Annotated in this window: 20 protein-coding genes; all 20 read right to left on the reverse strand. The window is 36.8% G+C overall.

The genetic code is table 11. From position 1 onward, the window contains the following. Nucleotides 1-2: 2 nt before the first annotated feature. The 20 genes from NSQ74_RS01700 to NSQ74_RS01795 all read right to left on the reverse strand — a co-directional run bounded on the left by NSQ74_RS01700 (nucleotide 3) and on the right by NSQ74_RS01795 (nucleotide 13,266). Nucleotides 3-494 (reverse strand): phage tail terminator family protein, encoded by a 492-nt coding sequence (locus tag NSQ74_RS01700; protein ID WP_340821209.1) that lies wholly within the window; start codon nucleotides 492-494, stop codon nucleotides 3-5. Then, nucleotides 491-919, reverse strand: a complete 429-nt coding sequence (locus NSQ74_RS01705) for an HK97 gp10 family phage protein (protein ID WP_340821210.1) — start codon at nucleotides 917-919, stop codon at nucleotides 491-493. The genes NSQ74_RS01700 and NSQ74_RS01705 overlap by 4 nt, the downstream gene beginning before the upstream one ends. Continuing rightward, on the reverse strand, nucleotides 916-1,254 hold the full coding sequence (locus tag NSQ74_RS01710; protein WP_340821211.1) for a phage head closure protein: 339 nt from the start codon (nucleotides 1,252-1,254) through the stop codon (nucleotides 916-918). The genes NSQ74_RS01705 and NSQ74_RS01710 overlap by 4 nt, the downstream gene beginning before the upstream one ends. Continuing rightward, nucleotides 1,232-1,492 carry a phage gp6-like head-tail connector protein gene (locus tag NSQ74_RS01715; RefSeq protein ID WP_340821212.1) on the reverse strand — a complete coding sequence of 87 codons (261 nt, stop codon included), beginning with the start codon at nucleotides 1,490-1,492 and terminating at the stop codon, nucleotides 1,232-1,234. The genes NSQ74_RS01710 and NSQ74_RS01715 overlap by 23 nt, the downstream gene beginning before the upstream one ends. A 4-nt stretch (nucleotides 1,493-1,496) precedes the next feature. Beyond that, a complete protein-coding gene (locus NSQ74_RS01720) occupies nucleotides 1,497-2,834 on the reverse strand; it encodes a phage major capsid protein (RefSeq protein WP_340821213.1) in 1,338 nt (445 codons plus the stop codon). Next, on the reverse strand, nucleotides 2,827-3,411 hold the full coding sequence (locus NSQ74_RS01725; RefSeq protein ID WP_340821214.1) for an HK97 family phage prohead protease: 585 nt from the start codon (nucleotides 3,409-3,411) through the stop codon (nucleotides 2,827-2,829). Before NSQ74_RS01725 ends, NSQ74_RS01720 begins: the two co-directional genes overlap by 8 nt. Next, the gene (locus NSQ74_RS01730) at nucleotides 3,380-4,594 is read right to left on the reverse strand and encodes a phage portal protein (protein WP_340821215.1); all 1,215 of its coding nucleotides are present in this window, start codon (nucleotides 4,592-4,594) and stop codon (nucleotides 3,380-3,382) included. The genes NSQ74_RS01725 and NSQ74_RS01730 overlap by 32 nt, the downstream gene beginning before the upstream one ends. 14 nt (nucleotides 4,595-4,608) lie before the next feature. Beyond that, a complete protein-coding gene (locus NSQ74_RS01735) occupies nucleotides 4,609-6,327 on the reverse strand; it encodes a terminase large subunit (protein WP_340821216.1) in 1,719 nt (572 codons plus the stop codon). Next, nucleotides 6,324-6,857 (reverse strand): phage terminase small subunit-related protein, encoded by a 534-nt coding sequence (locus tag NSQ74_RS01740; RefSeq protein WP_340821217.1) that lies wholly within the window; start codon nucleotides 6,855-6,857, stop codon nucleotides 6,324-6,326. Before NSQ74_RS01740 ends, NSQ74_RS01735 begins: the two co-directional genes overlap by 4 nt. A 121-nt stretch (nucleotides 6,858-6,978) precedes the next feature. Further along, on the reverse strand, nucleotides 6,979-7,326 hold the full coding sequence (locus NSQ74_RS01745; protein ID WP_340821218.1) for an HNH endonuclease: 348 nt from the start codon (nucleotides 7,324-7,326) through the stop codon (nucleotides 6,979-6,981). Beyond that, entirely contained in the window at nucleotides 7,323-7,625 is a 303-nt protein-coding gene (locus NSQ74_RS01750) for a hypothetical protein (protein ID WP_340821219.1), read from the reverse strand. The genes NSQ74_RS01745 and NSQ74_RS01750 overlap by 4 nt, the downstream gene beginning before the upstream one ends. Next, a complete protein-coding gene (locus NSQ74_RS01755) occupies nucleotides 7,622-7,876 on the reverse strand; it encodes a hypothetical protein (protein ID WP_340821220.1) in 255 nt (84 codons plus the stop codon). Before NSQ74_RS01755 ends, NSQ74_RS01750 begins: the two co-directional genes overlap by 4 nt. A gap of 355 nt (nucleotides 7,877-8,231) precedes the next feature. Further along, the gene (locus tag NSQ74_RS01760; RefSeq protein ID WP_340821221.1) at nucleotides 8,232-8,672 is read right to left on the reverse strand and encodes an ArpU family phage packaging/lysis transcriptional regulator; all 441 of its coding nucleotides are present in this window, start codon (nucleotides 8,670-8,672) and stop codon (nucleotides 8,232-8,234) included. 57 nt (nucleotides 8,673-8,729) lie between these two features. Continuing rightward, nucleotides 8,730-9,176 (reverse strand): hypothetical protein, encoded by a 447-nt coding sequence (locus tag NSQ74_RS01765; RefSeq protein ID WP_340821222.1) that lies wholly within the window; start codon nucleotides 9,174-9,176, stop codon nucleotides 8,730-8,732. After that, nucleotides 9,169-9,747: a hypothetical protein gene (locus tag NSQ74_RS01770; RefSeq protein ID WP_340821223.1), complete on the reverse strand. Its 579-nt coding sequence runs from the start codon at nucleotides 9,745-9,747 to the stop codon at nucleotides 9,169-9,171. The genes NSQ74_RS01765 and NSQ74_RS01770 overlap by 8 nt, the downstream gene beginning before the upstream one ends. A gap of 272 nt (nucleotides 9,748-10,019) precedes the next feature. Continuing rightward, nucleotides 10,020-11,303, reverse strand: a complete 1,284-nt coding sequence (locus NSQ74_RS01775; RefSeq protein ID WP_340821224.1) for a replicative DNA helicase — start codon at nucleotides 11,301-11,303, stop codon at nucleotides 10,020-10,022. Further along, nucleotides 11,281-12,057, reverse strand: a complete 777-nt coding sequence (locus tag NSQ74_RS01780; RefSeq protein ID WP_340821225.1) for a replication protein — start codon at nucleotides 12,055-12,057, stop codon at nucleotides 11,281-11,283. Before NSQ74_RS01780 ends, NSQ74_RS01775 begins: the two co-directional genes overlap by 23 nt. Before the next feature lie 15 nt (nucleotides 12,058-12,072). Continuing rightward, nucleotides 12,073-12,300, reverse strand: a complete 228-nt coding sequence (locus NSQ74_RS01785) for a hypothetical protein (RefSeq protein ID WP_340821226.1) — start codon at nucleotides 12,298-12,300, stop codon at nucleotides 12,073-12,075. Then, nucleotides 12,300-13,043, reverse strand: a complete 744-nt coding sequence (locus NSQ74_RS01790) for an MBL fold metallo-hydrolase (RefSeq protein ID WP_340821227.1) — start codon at nucleotides 13,041-13,043, stop codon at nucleotides 12,300-12,302. The genes NSQ74_RS01785 and NSQ74_RS01790 overlap by 1 nt, the downstream gene beginning before the upstream one ends. Further along, nucleotides 13,033-13,266 carry a hypothetical protein gene (locus NSQ74_RS01795; RefSeq protein ID WP_340821228.1) on the reverse strand — a complete coding sequence of 78 codons (234 nt, stop codon included), beginning with the start codon at nucleotides 13,264-13,266 and terminating at the stop codon, nucleotides 13,033-13,035. Before NSQ74_RS01795 ends, NSQ74_RS01790 begins: the two co-directional genes overlap by 11 nt. Between the last annotated feature and the right edge of the window lie 10 nt (nucleotides 13,267-13,276).

The following is a 13,276-nucleotide window of genomic DNA, read 5'->3' on the forward strand; positions in this document are numbered from 1 at the left end:
GTTTAATCCCCTTCCTCGTCATCCAATACACCAATAAGCTCAATTGGATATTTTTCATAAAATTCTTTACCATTTTTAATTTCATCTTCGATGTTATTGCCTGAACTGCCCTCACCGTATTCACGGCCATCAAAGAATTGAAGGTCAAATTCAAACTGCAGCACACCATCTATTTCGTTGAAATTTGGTTCAACTATATCTAAGTGGCGGTCTTCTACAGAAAATTTAATATCAAATAAATTACCTAGTGCTTCTTGAATATCTAGCAATTCAATCGCATTATCATTTTCATCTGTAGGAAAATAAAAAATGCGAACCGTGCAAGACTTTTCAACTTGTGTTAAATAGCCCTCACGCTTCACATTATCAAGTTCAATTTTAAATGATGGACGTTTGAAGCCCTTCTTTACTGATTCACTAGTTACTTTCAGACCTTCAAAATTTGCTTTTAAGTTCCTGGCCACTGTTGTTCTAATATTTTCAAATGTAATCATAGTTTCTTTTTCCTCAATAGATCATCTAGCCATTTCACTGTTTCCTTTTCAACATCACCAGACGTTTCGAATTCTCGCATACCCTTATCAAGTGGTTTTTTTCCTTGAACAAAATCGCCTGTTTTATTACCTTCATGGTCTACCATCCAGTGACCATCTTCAATCAAATGTGCATGTGGTGCTGAATTAATTACACGAACAACCAACTCGCCGCGATAGCCGATAAAGACTTTTCCTCGCTTCCACTTTTTATGGTAGTTGCCTGTCTTTTTCTTTACAAGGCTACGCGCTTTTTTAGCTACTTTTGACTTTGCCTTGTTACCGATTTTTCGCATCAGTTTAGGGGCTTCTCTCGGTAGCTCCTTTGTTGCAACATCAAATAAATCTTTCTGAAATTGAGTAAGTCCATTCATTTGTATACTCATTGCAACACCTCCTGGACAAAAATCTCTAACCATTTGTTTTCAAAATAAGGATTCAAAATATATTTAATCTCGAATGTATGGCCATTATATTTAATTTTCATTTCCTTTGTGATGTCTTGCCCAGCTGTAAAACGCACCTTAATTTTATGAGTGACATTTGTAAGAATGGTATCGGCTACTTGCTTTTGAAGTGATCCTGTTTGTGGCACTATTTCGGCCCAAATTGTTTTAATCGGCTCAAATTTATTGGTTGTTTCGCCTAGCCTATCCTCAACCTCAACATTACCCAAAATACTAATTCTCTTTTTCAATTTATTGGCTTGGTGCTTCGGCATCGTTGAAAGCCTCCTGAACAATAAAAGGTGTAATAGCATCAAGTGCTTTTTTCAATTCATCATCTGCAACACGGTATTCATACATAATTCCTGCAACCATTAATACCAAATATTCTTGCTCAGCGCCTGTTGCAGTTTTTACATACCGCCTGGCATTCCTTAAATAAAAGGACAGTGAAGAATCTCCCTCACCATCCTCATGAATATGTTCCTTAAATTGATCTAATAGTTCGTCCATCTAATCAGCTCCCTGGTTTAGTGGCTCCTACTTCATAACGGTAAACGGCTGGCTCATGTGGTGAGTAGATCAATTGGCCATCAATCAGGTTGTAAATTTGGAAGCCAATTTTATTTGTGCCTGCAAATTTTTCAACAAGTTTTTGAAGCTCCATTCCACCCTTAATTTCTTGAATGTGGAAAGCTTTAAAATCTCCAAAGTAGAATACTGGTTTTGCTGGATCAGTGCCATCAGCTGCATCGGTAAAATCTAAATTATGGCCAAGTAATTTATACCCTAAGCCGTCTGGTGTTTCATAAAGGAGTGGACGGCCATTTGCATCTAATAAACCTTCAAGTGCAGTCACAGCAGCACCATTTACAATCCACATTGATTTTTTACGTACTGCAGTAGTTACCTGCCCTTTCATTTTAACTAGTTGAGAATACAGCTTATTAGCTAAGCCCGCCGCTTCTAAATCCACTGGATCTTTTTCATAAAACGCGACTGCTTTCTTTGCTAAGGCACCTGGATTTTCATTACCTGCGTCATTACCATTGAACATATAATTTGTTTCTTTACGAACATAGGCTTTTTTCAATTCATCCACTACGATCTGTTCTATGTTTACCCCTGTTCGTTTTAATAATTTTTTCGTGATTGTAGCAAGGGCATCAAATTCAGCTGGATCTAAATCTATTGAATCGAACTCAATGTCTGTTTCTTCAATTTCCGTTGAACGTTCTTTCTTATTGACATTAGCTTCTGCTTTTTTAACTAGAACTGGATATTTTACATCTGCATCAGTCTCAACATAAGAACCGTATTTTCGTAATAAGTTTTCCTCTTGGGCGTATGAGATTACTTCTTTAGCAATCTGAACTGGAACAGTTACAGAACCATTCCCCACCTCAATACCAAGTGAACGAGCCTCTGACTCCGAAATGTTACCGACTACAAAGTTAGCAAAAGCTGAACGAATCTCAGCTTCGCGCTTCTTAGTAGACTTAGCATTTCGTGTTGATAATGCATTTCCGATAGCATTTACTGCAGCCAATGCTGATTGTGAAATGCCACTACGATTTTCTGGATCTGTTTTTTTCTTGTCTTCTTCCTCGTCTTCTTCCTTGTCATCATCAGAATTATCAGCGCTACGGTTTTCAGGATCATCATTTCCTGGGTCTTCTTCTAAATCAGCAAGTGCTTGTTCTGTTTCTGTGAGCTCTGTTGAAATTTCTTCTATTTCCGCTGTCACACCTTCAATTGCATCCTCAGCCATATTGCCAGCCTCTAATTGTGATCGTAATTCTGTTAAACGACCTTTTAAACGCTTCTGTAATGCTTTTAATAGTTTTTTATTCATGCTTGTTTTCCTCCAAAACTGAGTTTATTTTTTGTATTAATTTCAATCGTTGTTCAATTGATTTATTTGCTTCTTTTGAGCGCAATGATACTTCTGTATCTTCATACGCTGGAATACTTACCACGCTGATTTCATGCAGTTCAACGCTGTTAATTGTTCGAACAGGTATTTCAGGTTCCCAATCCCACGTTTCGCCTGTAGGTATAAAACCAAAAGAACATTGTGAAATATCACCGCGTTTTAAGCTCTCAGATAAATCCCTTGCCAATGTTGTATTAGGTAAATCAACATCAAATTTAAGCCCTCTAGCGTCCTCAGACAGGCGCAAAGTTCCACTCTTAGTTCTTCCTAAGACATTATTCCAATCGTGGTTAAATAGCGCGCGTATGTCCTCATTTGAGGCAATTGCATCGGCAAAGGCACCTGGCGCTATAATCTCTGTAAACATTCCCCCAATATCTGTTGGAGAATTAAATACGGCTGCATAACCTTCAATTGCATTCGCCTCACTATCCCCCTGGCTTCTCGTTTGAAGTCCTTGAATATCAAGCGTCCGTATCTCCTTTTGCTTGGCCACCTTCTTCACCTCCCTTCAAGCTGTTATCTGTGGCTTTATTAATTTCTTCACCCGCAATTAAGTCCTTAGAAATATAAAGCTTCATTGATTCTTCGGTGAACAATCTATCAAAGCCTAGTAATTCATCGCGAGCGTCGTCAGGCGTTGCAACCATTGTTCTAACTAGGTTATAAGCAATATTTGTTTTCGTGCTGTACGACACAAAATCCAAAATATTAATCTTGAATTTTAACCGTAAATTCGAATTTGGGCCGAAAAAAAGAAGACTCAAATGGTCTTCAAAATTTTGCATTATGGGTTTAATAGCCTTATTGTGCAAGTACATCATGGCTTTCTCTAAGTCGATCTTTAACATTGCCCTGTATGTTTCCACATCGATATTTAAAAACTTTCCTAGATCCTTTTTATAAACGTTCAAGTATGAAAGGATTTTGGCATCATCAATTGGACTTTTCAATTCATCGATTAAATACCCTTTCCCCAAAGGAATGAGCTTAATTGTACGACTGTCATCGATTCCCTCTAATTGATCCAGGATAGAATTAATTAAAATGGATTGAGCGCCATTTTTCGGGTTGATATGGGCATCTAATTTTAATAAGAATGCAAGAATGCCACCCTTTTTGTACTTATCTGTAAGTACCTTTTCAGCGCTCATAACACCTTCTAACGTGTCCTTCCCTAGCTGTTTCAATCCAACACCTGTTAAATGATTAAGCCCTATATTCTTAATGTGCCGAATCATCTTAGAAGGTATTTCAGTACCGTTGATTTTGAAATGTTCCTCCAAATTACTATCTAATTCAGCGTCTACATTCGATACAATGTGAATCTCTTTACCAGTGTAAAAAGGATAAATCTCACCTTCTACTAAATAGGTGTTCACCATCAACTTCATAAATTCTGTGCCAGTTAAATATTTGTTAGGATTGCGTAACAATTTTAGAACATGATGGTTCGTAATGTCCTTGCCTGTTTCCTGGTCTTCAACTACTATCTGAGCCAAAGCCATTTGGTTACTTATGTCTTGCAACAATTCGAACACATCACTTGAATGTAAAATGTTTTCGTCATTTGCAAACCATCCGTTCAACCGTACACTTCCGCCTAATGAGTCCTCTATCAAGCCTCGCTTTTCAACTTGGCGAGCTAAAAATCCTGAAAATCTATCGCGTATCCCCATTTTCTCACCTCGCTTTATCGATAAATTGATTTAATGTAATCGTCTAAACCGTCCATGCTTTCAGCCATCATATTTAATGTCTCTTTATGGCCAATTAAAAAAGCGACAAAACCGTCTATATGTTCAGGGCTTTTTCGCTTGGATGGTGTTTTTAAATTGTTTATATTCGTTATGACTTTGGCATTAGAGGCACAGAAAATTAGTAATGGATTATCTGTTATCACTCTATCTTGCAAAAGTAGGATTTCAAAATCATCAAATGGTTCGTTCATTACAGCTGGATACTGCGGCACTTCTACGCATGGTATACCTAACATTTCCCACTGTTCAACGAGCTTCTCGGCCAATGCAGGATCGTAATTGATTTGGCGTAAATCAAAATTATCAAACACCCATTCTACATATTCATTGACCATATCCTCACTTACTGTTTTACCAGGGCATAATGTTACAAATCCTTTTTCTGCAAGCTCACGGTATGGAACATTTCGCTGTAGCTCCTTATCTTCAATACCAAACTCAGGAATAAAATACATTTGCTTTACCTTTAAGATTGGTTCACCTTCATCATCAAATGTCGGTATGTTAATATTCACACATGTTAAATCGGTTCGTCTTGATAAATCGACACCAACAACACATGTTAAACCTTCAACCTCTCCAATATTTTCAACCAACATTTTTTCCAATTGGTCAAGATCAAAATATGTTTCGGCATAGTTCACGAATACATTTAGGTGCTTGGATAAAAATTCAGCACGATTGAAGCTATTGTTTTGAGCTTCTTTAAATGCATTTTCTAAAAATGTCATATTTACAGAAACACCTATGTTCGGATTTACCATGCGCCAAACTTCGCGGTCTTCCCAATCATAACCCTTGTTAGGTTCATAAATCATTACAAACCAAGAATCGTCATTATCATTCTTCATAGCTTCTTTTGCATAAGCGTGAATTTGTGCGCCTAATGCTCCTGTTTGTTTACCAGCTGTTGTTGTGATGATGTTTAAAGGTTCTTCTTGGGCTATTTGAGCAGAACGCAAGTTATCATATTGTTCACGATCCATTTGGGCGTGGACTTCATCGAAATAGTTACAATATGGGTTTTTACCCTCGTTCCCTGCATTATCCTTTGTTAAAACTTTTAACGTGTTGGCGTATTTTATACCGTCTTCTACAAAGGTGTACTTGATAGAACGGACCGAATCCTCTTTACCCTTGTAAATTTGTGTACCTGGACGCAAATCAGGGCTATTTTCAATTGTTAGGCCGATAGGAATAGCAGCGTTTTGGCATTGTTCGAATGTATTTGCTGATATATAGAAATCAGCACCTTTAACACCCTCGCCATACATACCATAAATTACAGGACTTCCACCCATTATTGTTTTACCGTTTTTCTTCGGTACCTGGAGGTATGCGTTTCTTACAACTCGTACAGCTTTTCCAAATTCATTTTCTCTCTGCCAGCCATAAATATTAGCAAAATAAAACTTTTGCCAGGTTTCCAAGATTAAAGGCTGGCCAGCCCATTTCCCTTTTGCATGCTTTAAGAAAGTTTCGGTGAAATAAAGCATGTCATTGGCTTTGTCATTATCGAACCAAATATCTTTTCGCTTTTTCCATCGTTTATATCGCTTTACCATTTGTTTAATACTGTGAGGATAAGCTTTTGGATTAGAATCGAACTCTTTTACAAATTCATCAGCATAGTTAATTTCAAAATCTATCATGGCCGCATTTTCCTCTGCCTAAATTGAACAAGCTTACTACTTTCATTTGCATCAGGCTCAGGATCTTGTTTCTTTACCTCGTCACCTTTAGCAAGTAATGTTCCTGATTTTTTAATGAGGTCTTTGTTTTTGCCATCTAATCCAAGTTGGCCAAGTAATCGAGCCAATTCTTTTCTTAACTTCTCAGTATTTTCACCTATGTCTTTTGCTTGCTCATATTCTTCGAAACAATCTAGGTACACTTCGATTAATAAATCCAAAGCAGGTGAATAGGTTCCAGCCTCCACCAACGATTCAATTATTCGTTTGTGCTGCAGTTCACGATTAGTAGTTTTCTTTTTCGTCACACTTCGATTTTCCTCTACTGTGACATTCTGAACTAAACCCAATTGTTCAAGCCAATTATAACGACTTTTCCACTTTCTAACTGTAGACTCTGCAGCTCCAACAGCTGTTGCTATTTCTGCATTTGAAATACTTCCTTCACTCTCTTTAAAAAGTTCTAATGCTTGTTCATGTTTTTTGGTCAATACCTATTCACCTGCCTTTGTCACACTTAAATTTTTTTAAAAAATCAATTTGAGGCGCGCGATTACATGCTCATACGGTCTACAGCATTTTGGCCAAAATTATTATTTGATAGGGGGGCTATCACCAATTAAAATTATGTTTTGGCTTTGGTTTTGTCTCATGTTCTACAATCATGTGACACGTTGGGCATAAGGTTGTTATGTTATTAGGATCTAGCTTTAAGTCAGGCCTATCATTGATTGGTATGATGTGATGATGCTGTGCTGTTCTACCAAACACAAACTTGTTACACCGTGTACATCTTCCTTTATCTCGCCGATAACAGTCAGCCTTTAAATCCCTCCATGCCTCTGTGCTATAGAAAGGTTTATTGCTGGCACCTACATTCCTTTTCTTTCTTCTGTGATTATCACAGTACCTACCCTTACTAACTAATTGTCGGCATCCTTGTTCACTACAATATTTCATTCAGTATCAGCTGCTAACTGTTCCTCAATGTACTCACGGATTGTATCAGGCTTCTTTAAATTACCTGGTACTTCAATATTGTTTTCTTCTGCAAACTCTTTAAGCTGAGTAGCATTCATGCCCTCTAAATTAAATACTGGAGTGTCAGTTAATGGTTTAGCTTCTACGTATAGCATCGACTCAGGTTTCTCAGTTACTTCGAAAGAAGGCCTCATACCTGCAGGTACAAATAGGATCTTCTTCGCTTCACTATCCCAGTATTCATTACCATTTGCTGTTGTACGAATCAGTACGTTCATATTAAATCAATCCTTTCTTTTAACCTTTTGCTTAACTCATTAGCTACATCGGTAGCAGATTCATGAAATGACTTGCCATTACTTATTCTAATTTTGATTTCATTAATGACTTCACTCGATGCTTGCTTTGCATCTGATAGTCCTCGTTGATAAGCAGCATCTATTTCTTTTTGAAGCCTAATCATTTTAATGATTGAAAGAACAAAATTAATAGTAATTAAAATGAATGTGAGGATTGCTATAATTTTCAATGTACTCACCACCTTTCTTTTGTATTAATAATTAAATAGAATTCTTCCTAGCAAAATGTATTTGCTAGTTAGTTTTCTTTATTGTTTTCTTTATTGTTTTCTTTAGAGATTTTGCATTATATGAAGGAACTCGTTTCACTAGACGCTAATTAGCGACATTACTAGACGCTAATTAGCGACATAAGAGGTGACGCTAATTAGCGACAGTCTACATCATGAAAATGAAAAAGGAATTAACTAAGGTCTCCCTTAATCAATTCCCGATGATATTAATTTAACATGTATAAAACCAAATGCTTCACAGTAATTTACTAATATTTTCATTTTGTTTTACTATTATTTTTCTACCATTTTTCTACATAGTGCGTGCAATGTTTAAATCTAAAGCAAGTTTATAGAAAGCTTTCCAACGGATTTTATCATAAGTAGTAGCAGAAATAGGCGGCTGAAACTTAAAGCAATAGACTTTCATGTCTGTTAAGTATTCGGCATCATCAGCCATGTACCTGGTTTCAATTAAGAAGCGTTCCATTGGCGGCAGTCTTTTTACAGCACGTTCTACACGATCACAGTATTTGCGTCTCTCACTTTGTTCATCCACGTTGTAAATGGCAACTGAACCTGTTTGGTCACTTGTTAAATTACTCTTGCCACCACCTATGTCATCTAATTTGGAAGTAGTTGCGGCTTCCTTTTCCTCAAATGTTAAGTATTTAAAAATGCGGTATCTTTCTAGTTCACGCTCTACTGCTGCTTGTGTTGCTTTTCTATCTAATTCAGGTAATTCAAATGCCAAAGTCTTTCCTCCTTCTGTTCAAAAGGAATGCCCTAGAATTAACTAGGGCAATTTATATTAATCTAGTAGGTCATCCCCATTTTTGTCTTGTACAATATCTTCCATGTTCAATTGCTCTACCACTTCCGTAGTACCGTCACTATTTACGGTATATTTAACGCCCTCTTGATCTTCCCCATCATCAAGATCCTCAATACTCATTTGGCTTTGTTCAAGCAATAATTTAATGTTAAAACCTGCCTTTGGATACAGTTGAATAGTTTTTTCTTCACTATCACCTTTAGCTTCAAATTTGAGTACAACCTTCTTGCTGTCGCGCTGAATAGATTTAAATTCTGCTGATAATTTTACATCACCAATTTCAATTATTACTATGCTGCCTGCCATACCAATTAATTCTGATTTATATTTAACATCATCACCCAGGATATGAAACTCTAAAACTTCCTTTTTATCATCCTTTTGTATCTTTTTAAAAAGGACATCTAATTCAACATTAGCCATTCTTCACACTCTCCATTTCAATTGATTTATTTCCTAATATCGATTTAACCACTTCTGCTTGATAGACAGGACAACCAATAAAATCAGGTCTATTAAACTGGTACATGATTCTTGCAATTTGAGCTAATATATATGCATCAACAACGTTGTCGCTTTTATGTGAAAATCCAAAATGATCTTTAACTGCATTCATAACAGCCTTTTTCTTTTCTGCACCAGCAAGACGCTTTTTGTTTCCTACTTCACCAGTAAAGCCAGTAACATTTACAAACTTCTTAACAGCATTAGGTGCAACTTCGTAGTATTTAAATCCACGTCTAGTTAGTGACATTCGCATACCCCAACCAATACCACCAAGTTGTATTCCTTGCTGTGTAGCAAATCCAAATCCTTCTACAGTAATGATGTCGCCCTTTTGCATGTGGGCCATAACTTCATCAATTAGGGTAATCATTCGAAAAGGATCTTTATCCCCTATGCCAGTTAATTCTTTAGCTCTAAGCACCTGGCCACGTTCATCAAGTGCTACAAATCCTGTTTTAGTTGATGGATCTAAACCGATGAATCTCATAGTGATCCTCCAATTTTTATATTTGATATAATCATTTGATTATTAATTATTTTTTCTTTCAACCATTCGAGTAAGTCGTGAAAAACCATTTATAACTAGTCCAATTACAAAAAGTCCAGCTAGTAAAGTTTGATTAAGCTTTCCCAGGCCAATATCATAAGCCCATAGTAGGTAAAGATCGTAAGATAAACTTACAGCAACTACTAAATAAAATATTGACCAAAACAAATGTATTATCATTTTCTTACACCTCGTTAATATATAAAGAGTTTCTACTGTTTATCCAGTTCAATAAACTTCTGTTTCCACCCCATAAAAAGCAATTTAAACTCATTCATGCCGATGTCTCGGCCTTTTGCAAAGAACTGTTGAATCACTTTGCCTTGCTGCATTTTATCAGCTGGATCATGCCATAAAAACTCAACGACATCTGCGTCTTGTTCAATGGATGATGATTCTTTCAAGTGTGATAGCTGCGGCTTTTTAACATTGTCGCTTTCCCTGGTCATTTGCGATAACATCATAAAACAACAATTCATGTCGCGTGCTATCTGCTTGGCTGTGGTAGTTACATTTCCGATTGCTTGCGCCCTTGTCTCGTTTTTACGTTGTGGAATGCTCATAATTTGTAAGTAGTCAACAGCAATCATTGCTATTTGTCCATAGCGTTTTTTAAAGCGTCTTGCTGTGGCTCTCACTTCCTCTATCGTGACACCACTTGAATCTTGTACGAAAATAGGTAGCTTCTCCAGCTCTTTATACGCATACTCAATTACCCCTAATTCTTCCACTTTTAGTTCTTTGTTTTTTATACGACCATAAGCAATGCCTGTTGAGCTTGCAATCATACGATCATATAGCTGGTATTTGTCCATTTCCTGACTGAAAACAATCACTGGCCCACTTTTGGCAACTCCCATAATCCTTTGAAGCAGCATAGCTGTTTTACCAACGCTAGGACGTCCAGCACTAACAAACAACCACCCTCTCCAAAGACCATGAGCCCATTTGTCATATGAATTAAATCCAGTAGGAATAAATTCAGCACGCTTTAAAAGATGTTCAAAATATCCTTGCCTTGTGTCTTTCAAACTTTGCATTTTCCCATCATCTTCGGGCCTTACTTCGGATGCTAGTTTTTCAATTTCTGCAAAATAATCATCATCTGTTTCAAAATCTTCATGTACAAGGTTCATAATTTTTTGCCCTACGTCTGTTCCACGTCTTCGAATAGCTCTTGAACGGACAATATTTGCATAATGCACAACATTTGATGCAGTTGGACACGAAACAGCTAATTCAGTTAAGTAAGAAATACTTACTTCGTCCATCTTGTTATGTTGCATATACAGTTCAATAACTGTTGTAATGTCTATAGGTTGATTTCTATCATCCAACCATTTCATTACTCTAAAAATTTGTTGGTGACGCGCACTAATGAAATCTCTAGCTTCTAAAAAAACAATGTCATTAATTACATCAGGTTCAAGGAATATAGCACCCAAAACCGACATTTCTGCATCAAGTTCATAGTTAGTTGCTCCAATCAAAGCCATTTGGATCATTCCCATCTTGTACCCAACGTTGGAACTCTATTTCTTTATCTCTTGGATCATAATGTGGCTTTTGCTTTGGTTGTACTGGTTTCATTTCAGCATTCATTTTTATGGCCAATTCCATAAACTTATCTCTAAGCTTTTTTGCTGACAAAACATTGGTGCGCCAAAATGAATCCTGTGTTACCCAATCCATAACATGTTTGGCCAAGTGCTTATCAACCTGATCTATTTCAATTAACTTTCGCATATCATCGGCCCATGTTTGCATGTTAGACTTTTTAATTAAATGAGATATTCCAGCCTCATTTGCAACTGCAGCAACTTTCTCATGAAAGTAGACTGCCATTTTGTAATAGCTGTTTTCTTCGTCATATTTTAGTTTTTTTGCTTGTTTAGTTGGAGCAGAGATTTCAGAATCTACCTTATTAGATGGCGTCTGTTCATCCCACTCTTTGTAATTTTTATTAAACCCCATTATTTTCGCTCCTTTTGAACCAATTCCAATAACTGAGATTATGTTTCTATCAATCAATGTTGTTAGTTCTCTATTTATTTGAGTCCTATTAGCATTAATTGCGTTTGTTAAAAAGCTTGTAGACATTTCATTCGTTTTACGCTGAAAACCATACGTATATCTCCAAATGGCCAACACTATACGGAATTGTGTGCCATTGAGATTGGTCTTCATGATATGATCGAAGATTTCATTGGCAATCCGTGTATGCCCATTTTTGAGTTGTGGACTTGCCATGATTACTCACCCTATTCATGCTTTCATTTGGCCATGGATGTACTTAACAATTTCCTTTGCAAATATTTCAATGTCCTGACGTTCATATGCGCCCTGGTAAGGTCTGCTTAACCATTCATCAATTTGATTTGCAACAGTAGGTGAAATATTTTGTAGCTTCATGATTTCTATCTGTTGTTTTAGCTCGGCGTTTTCTTTTTTCAGCAATTCAAAAGCAGTTAAAATTAAAGTATATGGATGCATTAAACGACCTCCAATTCATAGTGATTACCTGCATGTAAGCCTTTCTTCAATAGCTCTCTTTTAACGGTCATTTCTGCAAGCGTAGGAAGGTTGTTTTTGCTGCTTAAATGAGTTAGATAGATTCGTTCACCTTTGCCTCTTACAAGCTCTTTTAGGGCTGTTGCTGTTTGTTCATTTGATAAGTGGCCAACATGACTCAATATTCTCGCCTTAACGCTATTAGGATAATCAGAGGCTTCAACCATTCGTGGTTCATGGTTGGCTTCAATGATATAAATATTGCTATTCCTCATGTCATTTAACATGCTTTTATCTACCTGGCCAGTGTCTAAACAGATGGAAACTTTTAAATTGTCTAACGTCCTTACAACATAACCCCTCGGATCTATTGCGTCGTGATGAACATTAAAGGCGTTTACTATGAAGTGGCCGCAACCGAAAAGGCCTCCAACACCAATTTGCCTAATTAATTCCTCATCAACGGTAGTGATGTTTTTCCATTCACGTTCACCAGCATAAACAGGAATTTTATATTTATTGGCCAGTGGCAGACCTTTAATGTGGTCACTATGTGCATGTGTGACAAAGATTGCTTTTACGCTAGTTGGTGTGATCCCCACTTCCAAAAGCCGTTTCTCTATTTTTGTTTTTGCAATACCTGCATCGATTAGAATGGTAGTTTCATTTGTTGTTAAAGCTATACAGTTTCCACTTGAACCACTTGCTAAGATGTCAACTTTCATGTGAGTCACCAACATGTAACGGTGGAGCTTTTCGCATAATGTTTGCAAAAAAACCTATACCTTCACCTAATTCATAAACATCAATACAATCTCTATCTAATCCATAACGTAAAGCTATGAGCGTATTGTCCGCATTTCTATATGTTTCAAGGCGTTCATTCTTTTCAAAAGCTTCTTTAGCTTCTTCCATAAAATCAAGATGCTCCCTATAAATTTGAGTCATTTCTTTCCCT

Source organism: Lysinibacillus sp. FSL W8-0992 (genome assembly GCF_038008685.1).
In the GTDB taxonomy this organism is placed as follows: Bacteria; Bacillota; Bacilli; order Bacillales_A; family Planococcaceae; genus Lysinibacillus.

Bases quoted from the DNA above. Each gene is read 5' to 3' on its own strand.
- NSQ74_RS01785 (WP_340821226.1), bottom strand. From the start codon at position 12,300: ATGCATCCATATACTTTAATTTTAACTGCTTTTGAATTGCTGAAAAAA.
- NSQ74_RS01745 (WP_340821218.1), bottom strand. From the start codon at position 7,326: ATGAAATATTGTAGTGAACAAGGATGCCGACAATTAGTTAGTAAGGGT.
- NSQ74_RS01735 (WP_340821216.1), bottom strand. From the start codon at position 6,327: ATGATAGATTTTGAAATTAACTATGCTGATGAATTTGTAAAAGAGTTC.
- NSQ74_RS01705 (WP_340821210.1), bottom strand. From the start codon at position 919: ATGAGTATACAAATGAATGGACTTACTCAATTTCAGAAAGATTTATTT.
- NSQ74_RS01750 (WP_340821219.1), bottom strand. From the start codon at position 7,625: ATGAACGTACTGATTCGTACAACAGCAAATGGTAATGAATACTGGGAT.
- NSQ74_RS01710 (WP_340821211.1), bottom strand. From the start codon at position 1,254: ATGCCGAAGCACCAAGCCAATAAATTGAAAAAGAGAATTAGTATTTTG.
- NSQ74_RS01730 (WP_340821215.1), bottom strand. From the start codon at position 4,594: ATGGGGATACGCGATAGATTTTCAGGATTTTTAGCTCGCCAAGTTGAA.
- NSQ74_RS01700 (WP_340821209.1), bottom strand. From the start codon at position 494: ATGATTACATTTGAAAATATTAGAACAACAGTGGCCAGGAACTTAAAA.
- NSQ74_RS01790 (WP_340821227.1), bottom strand. From the start codon at position 13,043: ATGAAAGTTGACATCTTAGCAAGTGGTTCAAGTGGAAACTGTATAGCT.
- NSQ74_RS01780 (WP_340821225.1), bottom strand. From the start codon at position 12,057: ATGGCAAGTCCACAACTCAAAAATGGGCATACACGGATTGCCAATGAA.
- NSQ74_RS01765 (WP_340821222.1), bottom strand. From the start codon at position 9,176: ATGGCTAATGTTGAATTAGATGTCCTTTTTAAAAAGATACAAAAGGAT.
- NSQ74_RS01775 (WP_340821224.1), bottom strand. From the start codon at position 11,303: ATGGCTTTGATTGGAGCAACTAACTATGAACTTGATGCAGAAATGTCG.
- NSQ74_RS01770 (WP_340821223.1), bottom strand. From the start codon at position 9,747: ATGAGATTCATCGGTTTAGATCCATCAACTAAAACAGGATTTGTAGCA.
- NSQ74_RS01715 (WP_340821212.1), bottom strand. From the start codon at position 1,492: ATGGACGAACTATTAGATCAATTTAAGGAACATATTCATGAGGATGGT.
- NSQ74_RS01720 (WP_340821213.1), bottom strand. From the start codon at position 2,834: ATGAATAAAAAACTATTAAAAGCATTACAGAAGCGTTTAAAAGGTCGT.
- NSQ74_RS01795 (WP_340821228.1), bottom strand. From the start codon at position 13,266: ATGACTCAAATTTATAGGGAGCATCTTGATTTTATGGAAGAAGCTAAA.